Annotated in this window: 18 protein-coding genes; 11 read left to right on the top strand and 7 right to left on the bottom strand. The window is 67.6% G+C overall.

The window, feature by feature from the left end:
* Window positions 1-250: 250 nt before the first annotated feature.
* The 11 genes from PSm6_RS14945 to PSm6_RS14895 all read left to right on the top strand — a co-directional run bounded on the left by PSm6_RS14945 (window position 251) and on the right by PSm6_RS14895 (window position 11088).
* Entirely contained in the window at window positions 251-1180 is a 930-nt protein-coding gene (locus PSm6_RS14945; protein WP_043245037.1) for an amidohydrolase family protein, read from the top strand.
* A 4-nt stretch (window positions 1181-1184) separates the two neighbouring features.
* The gene (locus PSm6_RS14940) at window positions 1185-2090 is read left to right on the top strand and encodes an amidohydrolase family protein (protein ID WP_265170469.1); all 906 of its coding nucleotides are present in this window, start codon (window positions 1185-1187) and stop codon (window positions 2088-2090) included.
* Window positions 2091-2211: 121 nt separating this feature from the next.
* Complete coding sequence (locus PSm6_RS14935; RefSeq protein WP_265170468.1) at window positions 2212-3609, top strand: UbiD family decarboxylase; 1398 nt, start codon at window positions 2212-2214, stop codon at window positions 3607-3609.
* Window positions 3606-4229, top strand: coding sequence for a UbiX family flavin prenyltransferase (locus tag PSm6_RS14930; RefSeq protein WP_043245034.1), 624 nt, complete (start codon window positions 3606-3608; stop codon window positions 4227-4229). The genes PSm6_RS14935 and PSm6_RS14930 overlap by 4 nt, the downstream gene beginning before the upstream one ends.
* Entirely contained in the window at window positions 4226-5308 is a 1083-nt protein-coding gene (locus tag PSm6_RS14925) for a CobW family GTP-binding protein (RefSeq protein WP_265170467.1), read from the top strand. The genes PSm6_RS14930 and PSm6_RS14925 overlap by 4 nt, the downstream gene beginning before the upstream one ends.
* Before the next feature lie 103 nt (window positions 5309-5411).
* Entirely contained in the window at window positions 5412-6752 is a 1341-nt protein-coding gene (locus tag PSm6_RS14920; RefSeq protein WP_021217535.1) for a nucleobase:cation symporter-2 family protein, read from the top strand.
* A gap of 21 nt (window positions 6753-6773) precedes the next feature.
* Window positions 6774-8150, top strand: a complete 1377-nt coding sequence (locus PSm6_RS14915; RefSeq protein ID WP_265170466.1) for an amidohydrolase family protein — start codon at window positions 6774-6776, stop codon at window positions 8148-8150.
* Window positions 8151-8271: 121 nt separating this feature from the next.
* On the top strand, window positions 8272-8874 hold the full coding sequence (locus PSm6_RS14910; protein WP_021217533.1) for a GNAT family N-acetyltransferase: 603 nt from the start codon (window positions 8272-8274) through the stop codon (window positions 8872-8874).
* 285 nt (window positions 8875-9159) lie between these two features.
* Entirely contained in the window at window positions 9160-9525 is a 366-nt protein-coding gene (locus tag PSm6_RS14905; protein WP_263403912.1) for a VOC family protein, read from the top strand.
* A gap of 85 nt (window positions 9526-9610) precedes the next feature.
* Window positions 9611-10618, top strand: a complete 1008-nt coding sequence (locus tag PSm6_RS14900; RefSeq protein ID WP_265170465.1) for a response regulator — start codon at window positions 9611-9613, stop codon at window positions 10616-10618.
* 2 nt (window positions 10619-10620) lie between these two features.
* Window positions 10621-11088, top strand: coding sequence for a PAS domain-containing protein (locus tag PSm6_RS14895; RefSeq protein ID WP_043245029.1), 468 nt, complete (start codon window positions 10621-10623; stop codon window positions 11086-11088).
* 1130 nt (window positions 11089-12218) lie between these two features.
* Here PSm6_RS14895 and PSm6_RS14890 read toward each other — a convergent pair.
* The 7 genes from PSm6_RS14890 to rhlE1 all read right to left on the bottom strand — a co-directional run bounded on the left by PSm6_RS14890 (window position 12219) and on the right by rhlE1 (window position 20894).
* Window positions 12219-13688, bottom strand: coding sequence for an aldehyde dehydrogenase family protein (locus PSm6_RS14890; RefSeq protein ID WP_184489665.1), 1470 nt, complete (start codon window positions 13686-13688; stop codon window positions 12219-12221).
* Between the two features lie 19 nt (window positions 13689-13707).
* Complete coding sequence (locus PSm6_RS14885) at window positions 13708-14520, bottom strand: ABC transporter permease (RefSeq protein WP_265170464.1); 813 nt, start codon at window positions 14518-14520, stop codon at window positions 13708-13710.
* A 1-nt stretch (window position 14521) separates the two neighbouring features.
* On the bottom strand, window positions 14522-15433 hold the full coding sequence (locus PSm6_RS14880) for an ABC transporter permease (protein WP_021217527.1): 912 nt from the start codon (window positions 15431-15433) through the stop codon (window positions 14522-14524).
* Between the two features lie 105 nt (window positions 15434-15538).
* Window positions 15539-16678, bottom strand: a complete 1140-nt coding sequence (locus PSm6_RS14875) for an ABC transporter substrate-binding protein (protein ID WP_265170463.1) — start codon at window positions 16676-16678, stop codon at window positions 15539-15541.
* 80 nt (window positions 16679-16758) lie between these two features.
* The gene (locus PSm6_RS14870; protein WP_265170462.1) at window positions 16759-17877 is read right to left on the bottom strand and encodes an ABC transporter ATP-binding protein; all 1119 of its coding nucleotides are present in this window, start codon (window positions 17875-17877) and stop codon (window positions 16759-16761) included.
* A 661-nt stretch (window positions 17878-18538) separates the two neighbouring features.
* A complete protein-coding gene (locus tag PSm6_RS14865) occupies window positions 18539-19369 on the bottom strand; it encodes a response regulator transcription factor (protein WP_265170531.1) in 831 nt (276 codons plus the stop codon).
* A 208-nt stretch (window positions 19370-19577) separates the two neighbouring features.
* Window positions 19578-20894: an RNA helicase RhlE1 gene (rhlE1, locus tag PSm6_RS14860; RefSeq protein ID WP_265170461.1), complete on the bottom strand. Its 1317-nt coding sequence runs from the start codon at window positions 20892-20894 to the stop codon at window positions 19578-19580.
* Window positions 20895-20937 lie beyond the last annotated feature (43 nt).

Below are 20937 nucleotides of genomic sequence, written 5' to 3'. Positions count from 1 at the left end.
TGTGGATAACCCCTTGCAAATCATCCTCTTGCGGGGCCGATATCCAGCGCATATCAACCCAGCGGCCAAATAGTATTGGTCGCGCTCCAAGGCCCCTCCCAATACTGCGGACCAAGCGACAGCTCAGGTCCTGTGCGCCCTGCAAGAGGCGCGGGAAGGTGCTGCGAGGCACCTAGCAATGGCCATTGCACAGGTCGATCTGTTGCGAACCGGAAGGTCTTCCTTCCCCGCACTATCAGGAGATCGAACTGTGATCATCGATATCAGTTGCTACCCCACCGATCTGGTGGACCTCGCCTGGAGGCACGACGGTGACCCCTTCACCGGCGAGCGCCTGCTGGAGATGATGGATGGCCCCTATCTGGTCAACGGCAAACCGCGCCGCATCGACAAGGCCTTCATCCAGCCGCCCCAGGGCAACACCATCTACACCTGGACCGACGGCGAGCTGTCGGGCCGCGAATCCATCGACGCCTACATGGCCTACACCCTGAAGATGGTCCAGACCTACCCGGACCGCTTCATCGGCTGCTTCGTCTACAACCCCCGCTGCGGCGTGCAGAACGGCGTCGAGGCCATCGAACGCTACGTCACCGAGCACGGCTTCAAGATGGTCCAGATGCAGGCCAACATGCATGCCTACCGCCCGGACCGCGCCCTGGACTGGGTCCGCCCGGCCTTCGAGAAATGCGCCGAGCTGGGCGTGCCGGTGAAGCTGCACACCGGTGACGGCCCCTACAGCATCCCTTCCGAGTGGGTGCCGATGATCAAGGAGTTCCCCAACGTCGACTTCATCATGGCGCACTTCGGCGTGCAGACCGGTGGCGTCTACGTGTTCGAGCCCATGCAGTGGGCCATGGAGCTGCCCAACGTCTACTGCGAGTCCGGCTGGTGCCTGCAATCGCGCATCGTCGAGTTCGCCAAGGTCCTGCCGACCCACAAGATCCTCTTCGGCACCGACACCCCGCCCAACGAGCCGGGCATGTGGCTGCGCCTGCTGGAGGTGCTGTGCATGGAGCCGCCCCAGGGGCTGGACCTGGACGAGGACACCCTCGAGGAATACCTCGGCAACAACACCGCCCGGATGATCGGCCTGGAGCCGACCCCGCCGCCGCGCAGCCTCGCCGAAGCCGAGGCGCTGCTGAAGAGCCCCGTCACCACGCAACTGGCCAGGAGCTGATGCGATGATCATCGACACCCACCTGCACCCCACCAACCTGGTCGACGAGGCCTGGCGCCACACCGGCACGCCCTTCACCGGCGAGCGCATGCTCAAGCTGATGGACGGCCCCTACATGATCAACGGCAAGCCGCGCCGCATCGACATGGGCTTCATCCAGCCGCCGCCGGGCAACACCGGCTACCGCGACGGCAACCGCCGTGGCCGCGAAGGCGTGCGCGACTACATGTCGTACATCGCCGAGCTGTGCGTGAACTACCCCGACCGCTTCATCGGCAACTTCACCTTCAACCCGCGCTGGGGCCCGGAAAACGGTGCGGCGGAGCTGGAATTCCACGTCAAGGAATACGGTTTCAAGATGCTCAAGCTGCACGCCAACATGCACGGCTACCGCCCGGACCGCGCCCTGGACTGGCTGCGCCCGGCGATGAAGGTCTGCGCCAAGTACAACATCGTGGTGCTGATCCACACCGGTGACGGGCCCTACACCATCCCGACCATGTTCTACCCGATCATCCGCGAGTTCCCGATGGTGAACTTCATCATCGGCCACTTCGGCATCCAGACCGGCGGCAACTACTCCTTCGAGGCCTTCTGGATGGCGATGGACACGCCCAACGTGTACTGCGAGTCGGGCTGGTGCTTCCAGTCGCGCATCGTCGAGTTCGCCAAGGAGCTGCCGCGCCACAAGATCGTCTTCGGCACCGACTCGCCGCCGAACGAACCGGGCATGTGGTTGCGCGAGCTGGAGGTGCTCTGCTCGCCCGCCCCGCAAGGGCTGGGCATCGACGAGGACCACCTCGAGGACTACCTGGGCAACAACATCGCCCGCCTGGTGGGCATCGACCCGACGCCGCCGCCCAAGGACCTGACGGAGGCGGAGATCCGCCTGACCACCACCTACCTCTAGGGATTCCACTGCGGTACTTACAGGCGTCCCGGGGACCGCACGCGGTCGGCCATCGGCCGGCCGCGTGCAGGGACTCGGACACCCCGCGCCCCGGGACCGCCTGCTTTTCGAGAGGTGCACCATGACCCTGCCGAGCTTTGCCACGACCCAGGATTTCCACGCGTTCATCGAGGCCTACCGCGAGCGCTTCGCCGACGACGTGCTGACCATCAAGGAACCCCTTTCCGCCGACCAGGACGTCACCGCCCTGGTCGACGCCCTGGCCGCCCGGGGCCAGCACCCGCTGCTGATCTGCGAGCGGGTGGGCAGCCTCGGCGTGCCGGTGATGACCAACCTGTTCGCCTCGCGAACCCGCATCGCCCGGCTCTTCGGCACCACCCCGGCGAAGCTCCACGAGGTGTTCCAGGCCCGCGCCAACGCCCCCGTTCCGCCGGTCTACCTGGCCACCGGCCCGGTGCTCGACGAGGTGATCGAGGGCGAGGCCCTGGACCTGGCGCTGCTGCCGATGCTCAAGCACTTCGACAGCGACCGCGGGCCCTACATCACCAACGCCATCATCGTCGCCCAGGACCCGGTCACGGACGTGGCCAACATGAGCTACCACCGCTCCATGCGCCATGCCCGCCAGGCCCTGGCCACCAGCCTGCATTCCCGCGGCCACCTGTGGCGCATGCTGCAGGCCGCCCGCGAACGCGGCGAGGAGCTGCCGGTGGCCATGGTGGTGGGCGCTCACCCGCTGTTCATGCTGGCCGCCGCCGCGCGCCTGCCCTATGGCGCCGACGAGCGCGCGGTGGCCGGCGGCCTGTTCGGCGCGCCCCTGGAGCTGGTGAAGACGCCGCGCTACGGCATCGGCGTGCCGGCCCACGCCGAGTTCGTGCTGGAGGGCGCCATCGACCCCACCGCCTATGCCGAGGAAGGCCCCTTCGGCGAGTTCAGCGGCTACTCCTCCGACCGCTCCACCAACAACGTGCTGCGCGTCGACACCCTGCTGCGCCGGCGCGATGCCTGGCTGGTGGACGTGGTGGGCGGGCGCTACGCCGAGCACCTGACCCTGGCGCGGCTGCCCCGCGAGGCGGAGATGAGCGAGAAGCTCAAGGCGCGCTTCCCGGCGGTGACCGCCGTGCACTACCCCAACTCCGGCACCCACTTCCATTGCTACGTGGCGCTGGACCAGAGCCGCGACGGCGAGGCGCGGCAGATCATGCTGGCCCTGCTCGGCTGGGACCCGTACCTGAAGACGGTGATCGCGGTGGACAGCGACATCGACATCAGCGACGACAGCCAGGTGCTCTGGGCGCTGGCCACGCACTTCCAGCCACACCAGGACCTGTTCACCATCGACGGCCTGCCGGGCAGCCCGCTGGACCCGTCCTCCTCGGCCAACGGCACCACCTCGCGCATGGGCCTGGACGCCACCCGCAACAGCGGCTTCGACGGCATCCGCGCGCAGCTCGACCCGCGCATCCAGGGGCGCATGCGTCAGCTATTGAAGGGCTACCTGCCGGGGGGCGCGTCATGACGGCCCCCCGTCGCCTGGTGGTGGGCATCAGCGGCGCCTCGGGCTTCATCTACGGCGTGCGCCTGCTGGAGCTGCTGGAACAGCTGGGGATCGAGAGCCACCTGGTGCTGAGCCGCGCGGCACAGCTGACCATGGCCCACGAGACCGACTACAAGCTGGCCGACGTCATCGCCCGCGCCAGCCACCACCACCGCGCCGACGACGTGGCCGCCGGCATCGCCAGCGGCTCGTTCCGCTGCCTGGGCATGGTGGTGGCGCCCTGCTCCATGCGCACCCTGGCGGAGATCGCCAGCGGCGCCTCCTCGAGCCTGCTGACCCGCGCCGCCGACGTGACCCTCAAGGAACGCCGGCCGCTGGTGCTGATGGCGCGGGAAACGCCGCTGACCCTGGCGCACCTGCGCAACATGACGGCGGTCACCGAGATGGGCGGGATCATCGCCCCGCCGGTGCCGGCCTTCTACGCCCGCCCGCAATCGCTTTCACAGATGGTCGACCACAGCCTCGGCCGGGTGCTCGACCTGTTCGGCCTCGACGCCGGCACCGCGCTGCGCTGGGGCGAACCCGCCCCGCAAGCCGGCGCCGACGGCGGCCATTCCGCAACCCCGAAGGAGCTCGCATGAACAGTCCATTCAACGCCCCGACGCCCAACCGCAAGATCCCGGTGACCATCCTCACCGGCTTCCTCGGGGCCGGCAAAACCACCCTGCTCAACTACATCCTCAAGGAGAACCACGGCCACAAGATCGCCGTGATCGAAAACGAGTTCGGCGAAGTCGGCATCGACGGCGACCTGGTGCTCAGCTCCGAGAGCGAGGAGATCTACGAGATGGTCAACGGCTGCGTGTGCTGCACCGCCGAGGTCCGCGAGGACCTGGTGCGCATCATCCGCGAGCTGGTGGCGCGCCCGGTGCGCCTGGACCGCATCCTCATCGAGACCAGCGGCCTGGCCGACCCCTACCCGGTGGCACAGAGCTTCTTCATCGACGACCCGATCGCCGCCGAGGTGGAGCTGGACGCCATCGTCACCCTGGTGGACGCCAAGCACGTCGCCCAGCACCTGGAGGACCTGCAGCTCGACGGCGTGGACAACCAGGCGGTGGACCAGATCGTCTGTGCCGACCGCATCATCATCAACAAGGTGGACCTGGTGAACGGCGAGGAACTGGCCGACCTGCAAGGCAAGGTGCGCAGCCTCAACGCCACCGCCGAGCTGGTGACCTCCAGTTACGCCCGCATCGACCTGGACGGCATCCTCGGCGTCGGCGCCTTCGAGGCCACCCGCAAGCTGATGGAGATCGGCGCGGAGCATCACGACCACGGCCATGACCATGACCATGACCATGACCATGACCATGACCATGACCACCCCGAGCCTGCTGCGGACACCGGCCACGAGCACGACCCCAGCGTCAGCTCGGTGGGCATCGCCGTGACCCAGGACATCGACCTGATGGCCTTCCACCGCTGGATCACCGACCTGCGCCAGCGCCAGGCCGACACCCTCTACCGCATGAAGGGCGTGCTCGCCGTGCAGGGCGAGGACCAGCGCTACGTGCTGCAGGGCGTGCACAGCCTGGTGGAATTCCGCGCCTCCACGCCCTGGGGCAACGAGCCGCGCACCAGCAAGATCGTGTTCATCGGCCGCGACCTCGATCGCGCCGCCCTCAACCAGGGGTTCGCCGCCTGCCTCGCAGGCTGACCACGCTCCGGGCTGCCGCTACGCCCGTGAGCCGGGCGACGGCCCTGGGCACACTGAACGGGTTCCCTCAGCAACAAGAACAATTCGCCAGAGGACTTACACCATGAATTCAGCCGTGCACCCGGTAGACCAGATTCTGCCGCTCCGTCAGATGCTCACCCTCGGCCTGCAACACATGGCCGTCTCGTACATCGGCGCCATCGCCGTCCCCCTGATCGTCGCCAGCGCCCTGAAGATGTCCCAGCCGGACACCGTGCTGCTGATCAGCACCACGCTGTTCTGCTGCGGCATCGCCACCCTGATGCAGACCCTGGGCTTCTGGAAGTTCGGCGTGCGCCTGCCGATCCTCCAGGGCGCCGCCTTCAGCAGCGTGGGGCCGGTGATCGCCATCGGCAGCAACCCCGACATCGGCGTCGCCGGTATCTGCGGCGCGGTGATCGGCGCCGGCCTCTTCACCATGCTGGTGGCGCCCTGGGTGGGGCGCCTGCGACGGCTGTTCCCGCCGGTGGTCACCGGCTGCATCGTCACGGTGATCGGCCTGCAGCTGTTCCCCATCGCCTACGAATGGGCCGGCGGCGGGCGCAACCACAGCGACTTCGGCGCCCCCGGCTTCCTGCTGGTGACGGTGGTGGTGCTGGCGGTGATCCTGCTGGTGACCCGCTACGGCAGCCCGCTGCTGCGCAACATGTCGGTGCTGATCGGCATGCTGGTGGGTGGCGGCCTGGCCTATGGGCTGGGCATGGGCAACTTCCACGGCGTGGAAGAGGCGCCCTGGCTGACGGTGCCGGTGCCCTTCCACTTCGGCGTGCCCACCTTCGCGCTGATCCCCATCGCCACCATGGTGGTGGTGATGATCGTGCAGATGGTCGAGTCCATGGGCCTGTTCGTGGCCATCGGCGACATCGTCGAGCGCCCGGTGGAAGACCGCCAGGTGGTCGCCGGGCTGCGCGCCAACGGCCTGTCCAGCGCCATCGCCGGGATGTTCGCCGGCTTCCCCTTCATCGCCTTCATGGAGAACGTCGGCCTGGTGATCCTCACCGGCGTGCGCAGCCGCTGGGTGGTGGCCGTCAGCGGGCTGATGATGTGCGCCGTGGCGCTGATCCCCAAGGCCGGCGCCGTCATCGCCTCGATGCCCACCGCCGCCCTGGGGGGCGCTGCCGTGGCCATGTTCGGCGTGGTCGCCGCCGCCGGCATCCAGACCCTGGCCAAGGTCGACTACGAGCGCAACCGCTACAACGTGCTGATCGTCGGCTTCACCATCGCCGCCGCGCTGGTGCCGGTGCTCTCCCCCGCCCTGTTCCATCAACTGCCCGAGTGGAGCCAGCCCTTCCTGCACAGCAGCGTGGTGATCGCCTGCCTGGTGTCGGTGGGCCTCAACGCCGCCCTCAATGGCGTCGGCGTGCCGGACACCGCGAACGGCAAGACCCTCCACGACGTGCTCTGACCGCAACCACGGGAACCTTCCATGAACGACATCCTGATCAAGAATCCCCAGGCGGTGATGACCGGCCTGCGCGGCGACCGCGCCCGCGCCGGTGGCGTCGACATCCGCATCCGCAACGGGCGCATCGCCGAGATGGTCAACGACCTGCAGCCGGTCGCCGGCGAGCGGGTGATCGACGCGCGCAACTGCCTGGTCTACCCGGGCTGGGTGAACACCCACCACCACCTGGCGCAGAACCTGCTCAAGGCCGTACCCGCCGGCCTCAACCAGGACCTGCAAGGCTGGCTGGCCAGCGTGCCCTACCCGCGCCTGTCGCGCTTCACCACCGAGCTGGTGCGCATCGCCGCGCGCCTGGGCATGGCCGAGCTGCTGCTGTCGGGCGTCACCACCTGCGCCGACCACCATTACCTCTACCACGCCCATGGCAGCACCGAGAGCGGCGACGCGCTGTTCGACATCGCCGAAGAATTCGGCATGCGCTTCGTGCTCTGCCGGGGCGGCGCATTGGAGTCGGCCAACGCCCACCCGGGCTTCTCCAAGACCGCGCTGCAGCCGGAGAGCCTGGAACAGATGCTCGGCGACATCGAGCGGCTCAAGGCGCGCTACCACCAGAACACCCCCGACGCCCTGCGCCGGGTGGTGGTCGCCCCCACCACGCCGACCTTCTCGCTGCCGCCGACGCTGCTCCGCGAGCTGGCGCAGAGCGCCCGGCGCATGGGCCTGCGCCTGCACACGCACCTGTCGGAGACGCAGAACTACGTGAACTTCTGCCGCGAGAAGTACAACTGCCTGCCGGTGGAGTTCGTCGCCGAGCACGAGTGGCTGGGGCCGGACGTGTGGTTCGCCCATATGGTCCATGCCCAGCCGTCGGAGATCCGCATGCTGGCGCAGACCGGCACCGGCATCTCCCACTGCCCGGTGAGCAATGCGCGCCTGGGCAGCGGCATCGCCCCGGTGCCGCAGATGGCGGCGGCCGGCGTGCCCATCTCCCTGGGGGTGGACGGCGTCGCCTCCAACGAGTCCGGGAGCATGGTCGGCGAGGCCAACACCGCGTGGCTGATCCACCGCGCCAACCAGGGTGCCTCGGCCACCCTGGCCGAGGACGTCATCCACTGGGGCACCGCCGGCGGCGCCACGGTGCTGGGCCTGGGCGCGGTGGGCACCCTGGAAGTGGGCCAGGCCGCCGACCTGGTGCTCTACGGCCTCGACCACCCGCGCTTCTTCGGCTTCCACGACCCGGCCCTGGCGCCGGTGCTGGCCGGCGAGCCGATGGCGGTGCGCTACAGCCTGGTGGGTGGGCGCCTGGTGGTGGATGACGGGGTGATCCCGGGGCTCGATATCGAGCGCCTGCGCCGCGAAGCCCTGGACGGCGTGCAGCAGCTGCTGCAGGGCGACTGAAGCCGGAAAGCCGCGCGGCCCTGGGCTCAGGGCGGCGCGGTGGGCGGCTCGGCGGGGCACTCGCGAAACATGGTACGAAAGTGCTAATTTTCGCATTCCCCTGCCCTTCCGAGCCCCCGCCATGGCCCTGACCTTCCGCCCCGCGACACCGGCCGATGCCCCGGCCATCGCCCCGCTGGTGTACCGCTCCGGCCCCGCCGCCTTCGACCACGCCTTCGCCCGTGGCGGGCGCAGCGCGGTGGACTTCCTGCGCTGGACCCTGGCGCGGGAGGCGGGCGAGTTCGGCTACCGCCTGCATTGGGTGGGCGAGCAGGACGGCCGCATCGTCGCCACCGGCACCGCCTTCAGCGGCGAGGCCAACCTGCGCAACAGCCTGGCGGCGCTGGGGCAGATCGTCGGCTTCTACGGCTTCGGCGCCGCCGCGGTGATCCGCCGCGGCCTGCAGCTGGAGCGCATCATCCAGCCGCCACCCGCCGCCACCTGCTACCTCGCCCACCTGGGCGTGGCAGAGGGCCTCACCGGCCAGGGCATCGGCCAGCGGCTGATCGACCACCTGCTGCACCTGGGCCGTCATGACGGCCTGCAACGCGCCGCCCTCGACGTTTCCGCCGCCAACCCCCGCGCCCAGGCGCTCTACGAACGTCTGGGCTTCGTGGTCGAGCACGAGCGCCCCTCCCCTATCCCCGGCATCGCCGCCCATCGGTTCATGACCCGGGGGATTTGAGGGGGGTCGCGGACCGTAGGATGGCGTAGAGCGAAGCGAAACCCATGCTGTGCCGTGCATGGCCTGATCATCCCATCGCGAATGAATTCGCTCCTACCAGGGCGGCGGCGCTGCGCGCCGCTTGGCGACTGAAGTCGCCCCTGCATCGATCATGCGGAGACGCGACCGTCGTGCTCCTGACGGGCTACCGGAGCGGGTATTCCTGGGTTTAGGATGCGCCTGCAGGCGTCCGCAGAGGCGCCCACCTGACCGCGACGGCCTGTTCACCGACCACAGGGATAGCCCATGAGCACGCTGGAAACCGTTGAAATGAAGGCCTTCGTCCCCGCGAAGGACTACGAACAGAGCAAGGCCTTTTACCTGGACCTGGGCTTCAAGCCCGGCGGCGTCTCCGAGGAGATCGCCTATTTCAGCCATGGCGACTGCGCCTTCCTGCTGCAGAACTTCTACGAGCAGGCCCTGGCCGAGAACCTGATGATGCACCTGCTGGTGAAGGACGTTGAGGCCTGGTGGCAGCACGTGCAGGCCAGCGGCGTGATCGAGCGCTACGGCGTGCGCGCCATCCCGCCCGAGGACCAGCCCTGGCGCATCCGCGACTTCATTCTTTTCGACCCCAGCGGCGTGCTCTGGCGTATCGGCCAGAACATCTGAGCGTAATCCCGCCGGCGCCCGTGCCGGCGAGCCCCGGGCCAGCGTCTATGCTTGCTCTGACCTGAAGTGACGGCGGTGCCGCTAAGTGATTCCCCTCCTCGTCTGCGATGACTCGATGATGGCGCGCAAGCAACTGATCCGCGCGCTGCCCCAGGATTGGCCGGTGACCATCACCCAGGCCACCCAGGGTGAAGAAGCCATGGCCGCCATTCGCCAGGGTTTGGGCCAGGTGGTGCTGCTGGACCTGACCATGCCGGTGATGGATGGCTACCAGGTGCTGGCCCAGCTGCAGGCCGAGGGCCTGGTGGCCCAGGTGGTGGTGGTTTCCGGCGACATCCAGGAAGAGGCCCAGCGCCGGGTGCTGGAGCTGGGCGCCCTGGCCTTCATCAAGAAGCCCGCCGACCCCGCCGAGCTGCGCGCCGTGCTGGTACGCCTGGGCCTGCTCAAGGTGTCGGCACCGGGTGTGCCCGCCGAGCCGGTGCCCTCCCGCGAGGACCTGGTCCTCAAGGTCAACTTCCGCGATGCCCTGCGCGAGGTGAGCAACGTCGCCATGGGCCGCGCCGCCGCGCTGCTGGCCAAGGTGCTGAATGTGTTCGTGCAGCTGCCGGTGCCCCAGGTGAACATCTTCGAGGTCAGCGAGCTGCACATGACCCTGGCCGACGCCCAGAGCGGCGAGCGGCTCAGCGCGCTGTGCCAGGGCTTCATCGGCGACGCCATCGCCGGCGAGGCGCTGCTGCTGTTCCACGACTCCGAAATCGCCGACATGGCCAACCTGCTGGGCTGGCACCCGGCCGACGACAAGGAAACCTCGGAGATGCTGCTGGACCTGGCCAGCATCATCATCGGCGCCTGCCTGGCGGGCATCGCCGAGCAGATCGACGTGCGCTTCTCCCAGGGCCACCCGCAGCTGCTCGGCCAGCATGCATCCATCGAGCGGCTGATCCACCTCAACCGCACCCGCTGGAAGAAGACCCTGGCGGTGGAGATCAGCTACAGCGTCGAGGGCCACAACGTGCACTTCGACCTGCTGCTGCTGTTCACCGAGGACTCGATCCCGCGCCTGACCCACAAGATCCGCTACCTGATGGACTGACCATGCCGGCACAGATCGATATCAAAGAGGTTCACTGGCTGCTCGACATCGTGCAGTGCATCGACGTCGGCGTGATCGTTCTCGACCGCCAGTACAAGGTGGAGGTGTGGAACAGCTTCATGGAGAACCACTCCGGCATGGGCCCGGACGAGGTCCACGGCAAGGTGCTGTTCGAGCTGTTCGACGAGATCGACGAGACCTGGCTGCGACGCAAGGTGGACAGCGTGGTGCAACTCGGCACCCGCGCCTTCAGCCTGTGGGAGCAGCGGCCCTACCTGGTGCGCTTCAAGAACTACCAGCCGATCACCGGGGAGGAGGACCTCATGTACCAGAACGTCACCCTGCTGCCGCTGATGGGCGCCAGCGGCAGCGTCGAGCACCTCTGCGTGGTGATCTACGACGTCACCGAGGTGGCGCGCTACAAGAAGCAGGTCGCCGCCCTCCGCGCCGGCGACGGCGGCCCGGCGTAACGCCCACCGATCCGTTCGTTGTGCACACGGCGAACCCTGCGTGGAGGCCTCGTAGGATGGGTAGAGCTCCGCGAAACCCATCGATGTGGAGCCTCAGGCATGACGCTGTACCGGGGCTCGACTCCGCCTGGTGGAGGTAAAAAGCGACCTCCACCCGCATGGGTCGAGCCCATCCGCCGCCCTGTGGGAATTCATTCGCGATCAACCGATCCGGTCATGCACAGACACAGGGTGGGCGTAGGGTGGGCCGGTCGGCGCTCCGCTTCAGCCCACCGTTTCTCCTCTACCTGCTCGGAGTTTCCGCGTGACGAGGTGCCGATCCTGACTCTGCGTGGGGCGTCGTCGTAGGATGGGTAGAGCTCCGCGAAACCCATCGATGCGAAGCCTCAGGCATGATGCCGTGCCGGGGCCCGACTCCGCCTGGTGGAGGTAAAGAACGACCTCCACCCTACGCAGCGGTCACGCTTGTGCGGCGGGGGCCGGCTGCTTTTGTAGGAGCGAGTTCATTGGCTATGTCTGCGTTAGCTGTTGTGGTTTTAATGCAGGCGCTCAAGCACGGTATTTTCCGGGCGCCCAAGGGTTCGTGCCGCCTCCACCGCATGGGTTTCGCTTCGCTCTACACCATCCTACGAAAGCCTGTGCGCACCACGTGGTGATGCGCTGGACGAAGAAAGTTGGAGCAGCCGCCAACGCCCCTCCAGGAGGCCGAACGCAGTCGTTGCGCCGGGGGACGAGCGGCATGGATGCCGCGAGAGGCGCGCCAGGCCATGGATGGCCCATCGCGCCGGCCCCCAGAGCGGCGATGGAGTGAGGGAACCCGACGCAGTCGGGCCGGATGATGGGGCAAGCCCTTTTGGTTCCTTTTCTGTGGTTCGGCATCCCGACGACTGAGAAAAGGGACTCGCCCGGAGGGGCGAAACCAGAAACATCACCAGAGCTCGGCAATCAGCTGGGCTCAATTCTTCTAGCAACACTTAACGCAGACAGAGCGAATTCATTCGCGATGGGGCGATCCAGCCATGCACACCACAACCACAGCATGGGTTTCGCTTCGCTCAACCCATGCTACGGGCTGTCCCAACACCTTCGCGCATCGGCATTCGGTGGGCTGAAGCCCACCCTACGGGAGGTCACTTGAGGTACCACCCCCAGGGTTCCTGGCTGCGGTACTCGGTGACCTGCTTGACCTCCAGGTAGTTGTCCAGCCCCCAGCGGCCGAGCTCGCGGCCGATGCCGCTGTGTTTCATGCCGCCCCAGGGCGCCTGGGTGAAGGTGGGTTGCGAGCAGTTGACCCAGACGATGCCGGCGCGCAGGCCGTTGGCCACCCGGGCGGCGCGGTCGAGGTCGGCGCTCATCACCGCGGCGGCGAGGCCGAAGCGGCTGTCGTTGGCCAGGCGCAGGGCGTCGGCTTCTGTCTTGAAGCGCTTGACGCAGAGCACCGGGCCGAAGATTTCGTCGCGCCAGATGCTGGCGTTGTCCGCCGGCTCGTCGAAGATGGTCGGCTCCAGGAAGTAGCCGTGGGACAGGTGCGCGGGGCGCTTGCCGCCGCTGATCAGGGTCGCCTCGCGGGTGCCCTGCTCGATCATCCCCATGACCTTCTGGTACTGCCCGGCGCTGACCAGCGGGCCCAGCAGCACGCCGCGCTCCAAGCCCGGGCCGATGGTGATGCGTCGCGCCTCGGCGACCAGGCGTTCGAGCAGGCGCGGGGCGATGCCCTCCTGCACCAGCAGCCGCGAGGTGGCGCTGCACACCTGGCCCTGGTTCCAGAAGATGCCGAACATGATCCACTCCACCGCCGCTTCGATATCCGCGTCGTCGAAGACGATGAAGGCCGACTTGCCGCCCAGCTCCAGGCTGATGTTCTTGATGTCGGCCGCCGCCGCCGACATGATTTTCGCCCCCGTGGGCACGCTGCCGGTGAAGGCCAGCTTGTCCACGCCCGGGTGCTGGCTGAGGGGCCCGCCGGCATCACCGCCGAGGCCGGTGACCACGTTGAGCACGCCCGAGGGCAGGCCGATGCGGTCCGCCGCGCTGGCCAGCTCCAGGGCGGTGAGCGGGGTCAGCTCCGAGGGCTTGAGCACGCAGGTGGCGCCGGCGGCCAGGGCCGGGGCGACCTTCCAGGCGGCCATCAGCAGCGGGTAGTTCCAGGGGATGATCTGCCCGGCCACGCCCACCGGCTCGTGGCGGATGCGGCAACTGAAGCGCGCATCCGGCAGTTCCAGCGCCTCGTCCTGGCGGCCGTCCAGTTCCCGCGCCAGCTCGGCGTAGTAGCGGAAGCAGCCGATGGCGTCGGCGATGTCCCATTGCGCCTCGGGCAGCGGCTTGCCGTTGTCGCGCACCTCCAGCACCGCGAGGGCGTCCTGGCGGCCTTCCAGCTCGCTGGCCAGGGCCTCCAGCCAGCCGGCACGCTCGGCGCCGGTGGTCTGCCCCCAGCCGCGATTGAAAGCCTGGCGCGCGGCGCGCACGGCGTGGTCGATGTCTTCCTCGGTGGCCGCCGGCACGCGCTGGATCAGGTCGCCGCTGCTCGGGTCGATCACGTCGAAATGGCCACCCAGGTCCGGGCGGACCCATTGCCCGTTGATATACAGCTGGTCACGCATGGTGTTCTCCAGGTGGTCGTCAGGCGCCGGTACGGCGGTTCTGCAGGTAGCGGGAGGTGAACAGCAACGCCAGGGAGGCGCAGATGATCACGGTCGAGATGGCGTTGATCTCCGGGGTGATGCCCCGGCGAATGGACGAGAAGATGTAGATCGGCAGCGTGGTTTCCGAGCCGGCGACGAAGAAGGCGATGATGAAATCGTCGAAGCTGAAGGTGAACGCCAGGAGGAAGCCGGCCATGATCGCCGGGACGATCTGCGGCAGCACCACGCGGCGGAAGGTCTCCAGCGGCGGCGCGTAGAGGTCGGCGGAGGCTTCCAGCAGGGCCTTGTCCAGGGACTCGACGCGGGTGCGGACGATGACCATCACCAGCGCCATGGTGAACAGCGAATGGGCGGCCACCACCGTGACGAAGCCCATGCGCAGGCGCGGCAGGCCGGTGCCGAGGATCACATCCAGCAGCGGGTTGAGCACCTCGAACAGGCTGATGAAGGCGATCAGCGTGGCGATGCCGATGACGATGCCGGGGATGATGATCGCGCAGTAGGTCAGGGCGTCGAAGAACATCCGCACGCGCCGCCCCACCCGCTGCAGGCCGAACACCGCGAGGGTGCCGAACAGGGTGGCGATCAGCGCCGAGCACAGGGCGATCAGCGCGCTGTTGCCCAGGGCCTCCATGATGAAGGGGTTGCCGAAGGCGCGGCCGAACCACTGCACCGAGCAGCATTCGAAGGACAGCCCGCTGCGCCCGGCGTTGAAGCTGAACAGGATGATCAGCGCGATGGGCGCGTAGAGGAACAGGTACAGCGAGGTGGAATAGCTGCGCAGCCACATGTCAGAGCATCCCGTCGGTGGAGCGCTTGCCGTAGCGCGCCACGAGCTTGAGGTAGAGGAAGATGATCACCAGCATCATCGCCACCAGGGTCATGGCCACCGCGCTGCCGAAGGGCCAGTTGCGCGATTGCAGGAACAGGTCGACCAGGGCGTTGCCGACGAAGAACACCTTGCCGCCGCCGAGGATGGCGGGGATGAGGAACTCGCCCATGAGCAGGATGAACACCAGCATGGCGCCGGTGATCACCCCCGGCGCGGAGAGCGGCAGGGTGACCCGGCGGAAGGTTTCGAAGGCGCTGGCGCCGAGGTCGGAAGAGGCCTCCAGCAGGCGCTTGTCGAGCTTCTCCAGGCTGACGTAGATGGGGAACACCATCAGCGGCAGGTAGCCGTAGACGATGCCGATCAGCACCGCCGTGGGGGTGTTGATCAGGCGCACGTCCTCCAGGCCGACGCTGGCCAGCAGCGCGGGAATGCCCTTGCCGCCGAGGATGAAGATCCAGGCGTAGGTGCGGATCAGGAAGCTGGTCCAGAACGGCACGATCACCAGGGTCAGCAGCAGCGAGCGGTTGCGCTGCACCTTCACCGCGAGGAAGTAGGCCAGCGGGTAGGCCGCCAGCAGGCACACCAGGGTGCCCAGCGGGGCGAGGAACAGGGTGTTGGCGAAGGCCTTGGCCCGCGAGCCGAGGTTGAGGTAGTTGTCCAGGGTCAGCGCGGCGGCGTAGCCCCCCACCGGGCTGCGCTCGCCTAGGCTGAAGACCAGGATGATCACCAGCGGCATCAGCAGCATCAGCAGGAACCACAGGGTGGAAGGCAGCAGCAGGAGCAGCGTGACGCGGCGGCCGAGGCTGCGGCTTTCGACCGGCGCGGCCTGGCCCGCATCGACCGCTGCGGGAGCGCTGAGAGCGACGTTCATGGAAGAGTCCCTACGATTCATGGAGGCGACCTGGGAGCGAGCTCTGCTCGCGAATGCGGCGTCGCGATTCACGGGTGGAGCTCGCCCCTACGACGGCAGCGACGGTCAGGCAGCCTTGAAACGCGCCATCAGTTCGGCACGCTCCGGGCTGGTGAGGGTGGCGGCGGCGCCGAATTCCAGGGCGCTGAGTAGTTCGGCGGCCGGGTACATGATCGGGTCGTCGAGCATCGCCTTGGGCAGCAGCGCATCCACGCGCTTGTCGCCGCTGGGGTAGCCGTGGGCCTCCACTTCCAGCTTGTTCACCTGCGGGTCGAGGAGGAAGTTGATCAGCGCGTAGGCGGCATCCGGGCGCTCGGCGCCCTTGGGGATGGCGAAGAAATCGCTCCACAGCTCGCCGCCTTCCTTGCCCAGGGTGAACTGCATGTTCGGCAGGTCGCGGTGCAGCTGCGAGCCGTCGCCGGTCCAGCACATGGACATCCAGGCATCACCGTTGCGCATCGAGGGCTGGTAGTCGGAGTTGATGGCGAACAGGTGCGGCTTGACCTCCAGCAGCAGCTTCTCGGCGTCGGCCAGCTCCTTCGGGTCCAGCGAGTTGAAGCTGTAGCCGAAGGACTTCAGCGCATTGCCGATGGCGGTGAGCTGGTAGTCGTGGACCATCACCCGGCCGGAGGCGTCGCCCTTGGCCAGTTCCCAGAACTCCTTCCAGCTGCTGGGTTTGGATTTGATCTTGTCGCTGTCGTAGACGAGGCCGGTGGTGCCCCAGTTCTTCGGCACGGCGTAGAGCTTGCCGTCGACGATGCCCTGCTCCATGAAGCGCTTCTCGTAGCTGGCGGCATCGAAGTTGGGCAGGCGCGCCAGGTCCAGCGGCTCGATCAGGCCCAGCTCGACGTAGGTGCTGATGGTGTAGTTGGTGGGCACGAAGAGGTCCCAGCCGCTGCCGCCGGCCTGGAGCTTGGCGAGCATCTCCTCGTTGGAGCCGAAGACGTTCATCTGCACGTGGGCGCCGGTCTTCTCGGCGAAGGCGGCGAAGTTCTCGGCGTTGTGGTAGTTCGGCCAGGTGGCCAGCACCACACGGTCGCCGATGGCCTTGTCGGCGCCATAGGCCTTGCTGGTGAGCAGCCCGGGCATGTGGGTGGCGACCACCGCGGCGGCCAGCCCGAGGCCGGTGCGGCCGAGGAATTCGCGTCGGGTGATGGAGCCGTTCTGCCAGCTGCGCATCTGTTTGATGAAGTCTTTACGGTCCATTGCCTGATACCCCGCCAGTTCGTCTGTGGTTTTTATTCACTGCAGAAGCCCCCGCGATGCCTTGCAGGGGGGGTTGAAACCTAGAGCGCCATGGCCAGGCCGGCGGCCTGGTCCCAGCCGATGCGCACCGGCGCGCCATGCTCGAAGGCCGCCTTGTCGCGCCCCGTGTGGCCCGGCACACGCACGCAGACGATGCCGAAGGGCTCGGTGCGCACGCGGTATTCGGTGAGGTTGCCCAGGTAGATGCGGTCCACCACTTCGCCGGCCAGGCTGATCTCCCGGGCCAGGGCGTCGGCGGCATTGCCGATGGCGATCTGCTCCGGGCGCACGGCGATGCAGCCGGGGTCGCTGGCGGCCAGGCGCGGGCCGGTGGGGGTGGCCGGGCTGGCCAGTTGCAGGCCCTGGGGCATGTCCAGCAGCACACGGTCGCCGTCCACCTGGCGCACGGTGCCGGTGAACAGGTTGGATTCGCCGATGAAGTCCGCCACGTAGCGGCTGGCGGGGGTTTCGTAGAGCTGCTCGGGGGTGGCGGTCTGGATGATGCCGCCGTCCTGCATGACGCTGATGCTGTCGCTCATGGACAGCGCCTCTTCCTGGTCATGGGTGACCAGCACGAAGGTGATGCCGACCTCGCGCTGCAGGCGCAGCAGTTCGGATTGCATCTCCTTGCGCAGCTTGCGGTCCAGCGCCGCCAGGGGTTCGTCCAGCAGCAGTACCGTGGGCTTGTTGACCAGGGCGCGGGCCAGGGCCACGCGCTGCTGCTGGCCGCCGGAGAGTTCGTGGGGCTTGCGCTGGCCGAAGCCCGTGAGGCGCACCATCTCCAGGGCTTCGTCGGCGCGGCGGCGCTGTTCGTCGCGATCCGGCCGCGGGTTGAGGTAGCGCAGGCCGTAGGCGATGTTCTCCGCCACCGTGAGGTGGGGGAACAGCGCGTAGCTCTGGAACACCATGTTCACCGGCCGCTGGTGCGCCGGGATGCCCGCTACGGGCCGGCCGCCGAGCCAGACCTCACCGGCGCTGGGCTGCTCGAAGCCGGCGATCATGCGCAGGGTGGTGGTCTTGCCGCAGCCCGAGCTGCCGAGGAAGGAGTGGAAGGCGCCGCGACGGACCTTGAAGCTCAGCCCGCTGACCGCGCGCACCGAGCCGTAGCTCTTTTCCACGTTGCGGAATTCGATATCGAAGACAGCCTCTGCATCGCTCACGACCAGCCCCTTTTCCAGGTGTTCCTGCTTGTGGAGCCACGCTAGCAACCGCCGTTTCGGGCTGTATATATCCCTCCGGGGATAGGGCTGGCCGGCCGCAACCAGCGCCCTGCCGGTCGCCGCAGCTATGCACAGAAGCTGTGGATAACTTTGTGGACAGAGGGTGGATGGGCGCGTGTGCACCACTCCCGGCAGGGGCCACCGCCAGCTGCTCAAAAAACGATCAATCGCTCTACCCCGGAGTGCGCCGGTGGCTAGCAGATCGAACCCTGCCGGGCAAGGGTACGAGTGCCCACAGAAACGGTGGATGAAGCTGTGGATAACTCGTCTATAACCTTCTGTAGCCCACTGGATACGGGCACCTTGCGAATATGTACAAAAAATGAACAGCGGTGCAAAACTGCGATTTCAGGTCGCAGCGGCGACGAAAAGCGCCTGCCACCCAGGCCCCGCGAAGGCAAGCTTTTTTTCTGCATAAAAAGGCTTGCCGCACAGGCCGAAATGCCGCAGGGGGTGTGGTTTTCTGCTCACATTATCTGTGGAACGGATTGTGGATAACTCGTGGACAGGCGGCCCGGGGCCAAGCGCCGCGCGGCTTCCAGCATGATGGATGGTTATTGATCAGCGCCGCTAAATTCCACTTGGCGATAAGCGAAATGCCTCAGATCGCCGCACGCAATACTGCTTCGCTGACCGCCTCGCGCTGGCCGGCGAGGTCGCGCACCAAAAGCCCGAGCAACTCCGATTGGCTGCCGATACCGAGCTTGGCGTAGATGTTCTTGCGGTGGATCTTCACCGTGCCGGGGCTGATGGCCAGGTGCTCCGCCACCGAGGCGCTGGAGTGCCCGCGCAGGAGCATCTGCACCACTTCCTGTTCGCGGGCGGTGAGCAGGTGGGCGCCGAACTGCTCGAAGGTTTCGCGGATCTTGTAGTCCAGGTCCTGGGCCGGGCGCGGCTGGTGGGCGCGGCGCTGTTCCCAGGCCTCCCCCACCACCTGCTCGACCACCGCCTGGGCGCAGTCGAGCAGTTGCATCTCGTCGCGGCTGTAGGCCGGGCTGCAGGCGCTGCGCATCAGCGAGAGCACCGCCTTGGCGCCGTCGGCCAGGTCGATGAAGAAGGCGATCTCCTCGGTGAGGCCGGTCTGCTGGTAGTAGGTGACGTAGTACTCGCCCAGGTAGAAGTGGTCCGGGGCGAACTGGCGCAGGCGCCACAGGCCGGGGGCCTGGTTGCGGGTGCAGGCGAGGTAGAAGGGGTCGAGCAGGTAGGGGCCGACCTGGTAGTCCTCGACGTAGACGTGGCGCTTGTCCGCCGGGAAGGTGTCGAACAGCGCCAGCGGCCGGTGGTTGCCTTCGTAGACGAAGAGCACGAAGTGGTCGACGTGGCAGATCTGCTGCAGCCACTGGGCGAGGCCGAGCAGGCGCGCACGGCCGGCGGGCTGTGACAGCAGGTAGGCGACACCGGTGGTCCAGTGCTTGAGTTCCTTGGGGCGCATCATGGAATCGTCTGACGTGGGACGGCGCTTCGAACGCTCTAGGCGTTCATCATTTCGCACAGAAATGCACGATTTGCGCCAATATCCCGAACTCTGGCCAATCCCGCGCCAGGCTGCGCGCCGCCTCGCTCAACGGCCTGCGCAGTGCACCTCGATGGTTCGCCGCGCCCCGCGTTGCGTCACCCGACGCTACACCGGGCGGTAGCAGTCAGCCCTTTTTCGCCTTGCCGAACCCCGGGCCCTTGCGCACGGCCTTGGCCTTCGGTGCCTCGCTGTCGATCCAGTTGCCCAGGCGCGCGCTGCCCGGCTTGCCCTGGGACTCCTTGGGTTTCTTCGGCTTCTTGGGCTTTTTCAGGATGGCGCCGGTGGCGTCGGTCTGCGGCACCCGGTGATCGGGGACGAAGCCGGGCTCGTCGCGGCGCTGCAGGGTCTGCTTGATCAGCACTTCGATGGCCGAGAGCAGCTGGACCTCATCGGCGCAGACCAGGGAGATGGCCTCCCCCGTGGCGCCGGCACGGCCCGTGCGGCCGATGCGGTGCACGTAGTCCTCGGCGACGATGGGCAGGTCGAAGTTGACCACCAGGGGCAGGTCGTCGATGTCCAGGCCACGGGCGGCGACATCGGTGGCGACGAGGATCTGCACCTCGCCAGCCTTGAAGCGCTCCAGGGCAAGCAGGCGCGAGGGCTGCGGCTTGTCGCCATGGATGGCGTCGGCGGACACGCCGGTGCGTTGCAGCTCGTCCACCAGTTCATCGACGCCCTTGCGGGTTTTGACGAAGACCAGCACCTGGCCCCAGCGGCGCTCCTGCAGCAGGTGCAGGAACAGCTCGGACTTGCGCTTCTTGTCCACGGTGGTCACCCACTGCTTGACGCTGCGGGCGGCGGCGTTGCGCGGGCTGACCTCGATGGACAGCGGGTCGCGCAGCAGCTCGCGGGCCATCTGGCGGATGGCGTCGGAGAAGGTGGCGGAGAACAGCAGGGTCTGGCGACGGCGCGGCAGCGCGGAGAAGACATCGTCCAGCTCGCGGGAGAAGCCGAGGTCGAGCATGCGGTCGGCCTCGTCCAGCACCAGCGTCTGCACCTGGTTGAACTTGACCGCGTTCTGCCGGTACAGGTCGAGCAGGCGGCCGGGGGTGGCCACCAGCACGTCGATGCCCTTGCGCAGCTTCATCATCTGCGGGTTGATGCTGACCCCGCCGTACACCGCATAGGTGCGCAGCGGCAGGTTCTGCCCGTAGACGCGGAAGCTCTCGTGAACCTGCTCGGCCAGCTCGCGGGTGGGCACCAGCACCAGGGCGCGCACCGAGTTGGCGGCCACCTGCGGGCCTTCCAGGGTCAGGCGCTGCAGCAGCGGCAGGGCGAAACCGGCGGTCTTGCCGGTGCCGGTCTGCGCCGCGGCCATCAGGTCGCGGCCCTTGAGCACGGCGGGGATCGCCTCGGCCTGCACCGGCGATGGGGTCTGGTAGCCGAGCGTGTCGAGCGCGCGCAGCAGAGGGTCGATCAGGCCAAGGGAAGCGAAGGTCATGGAGGTAACAGCCAGGGAACGGAAAGGCGCAATTCTATCAGGC

The sequence above is a fragment of the Pseudomonas solani genome (assembly GCF_026072635.1).
In the GTDB taxonomy this organism is placed as follows: domain Bacteria; phylum Pseudomonadota; class Gammaproteobacteria; order Pseudomonadales; family Pseudomonadaceae; genus Metapseudomonas; species Metapseudomonas solani.
The sequence above is the reverse complement of the archived record's forward strand: the minus strand, read 5'-3'. Positions and strand labels throughout refer to the sequence as shown.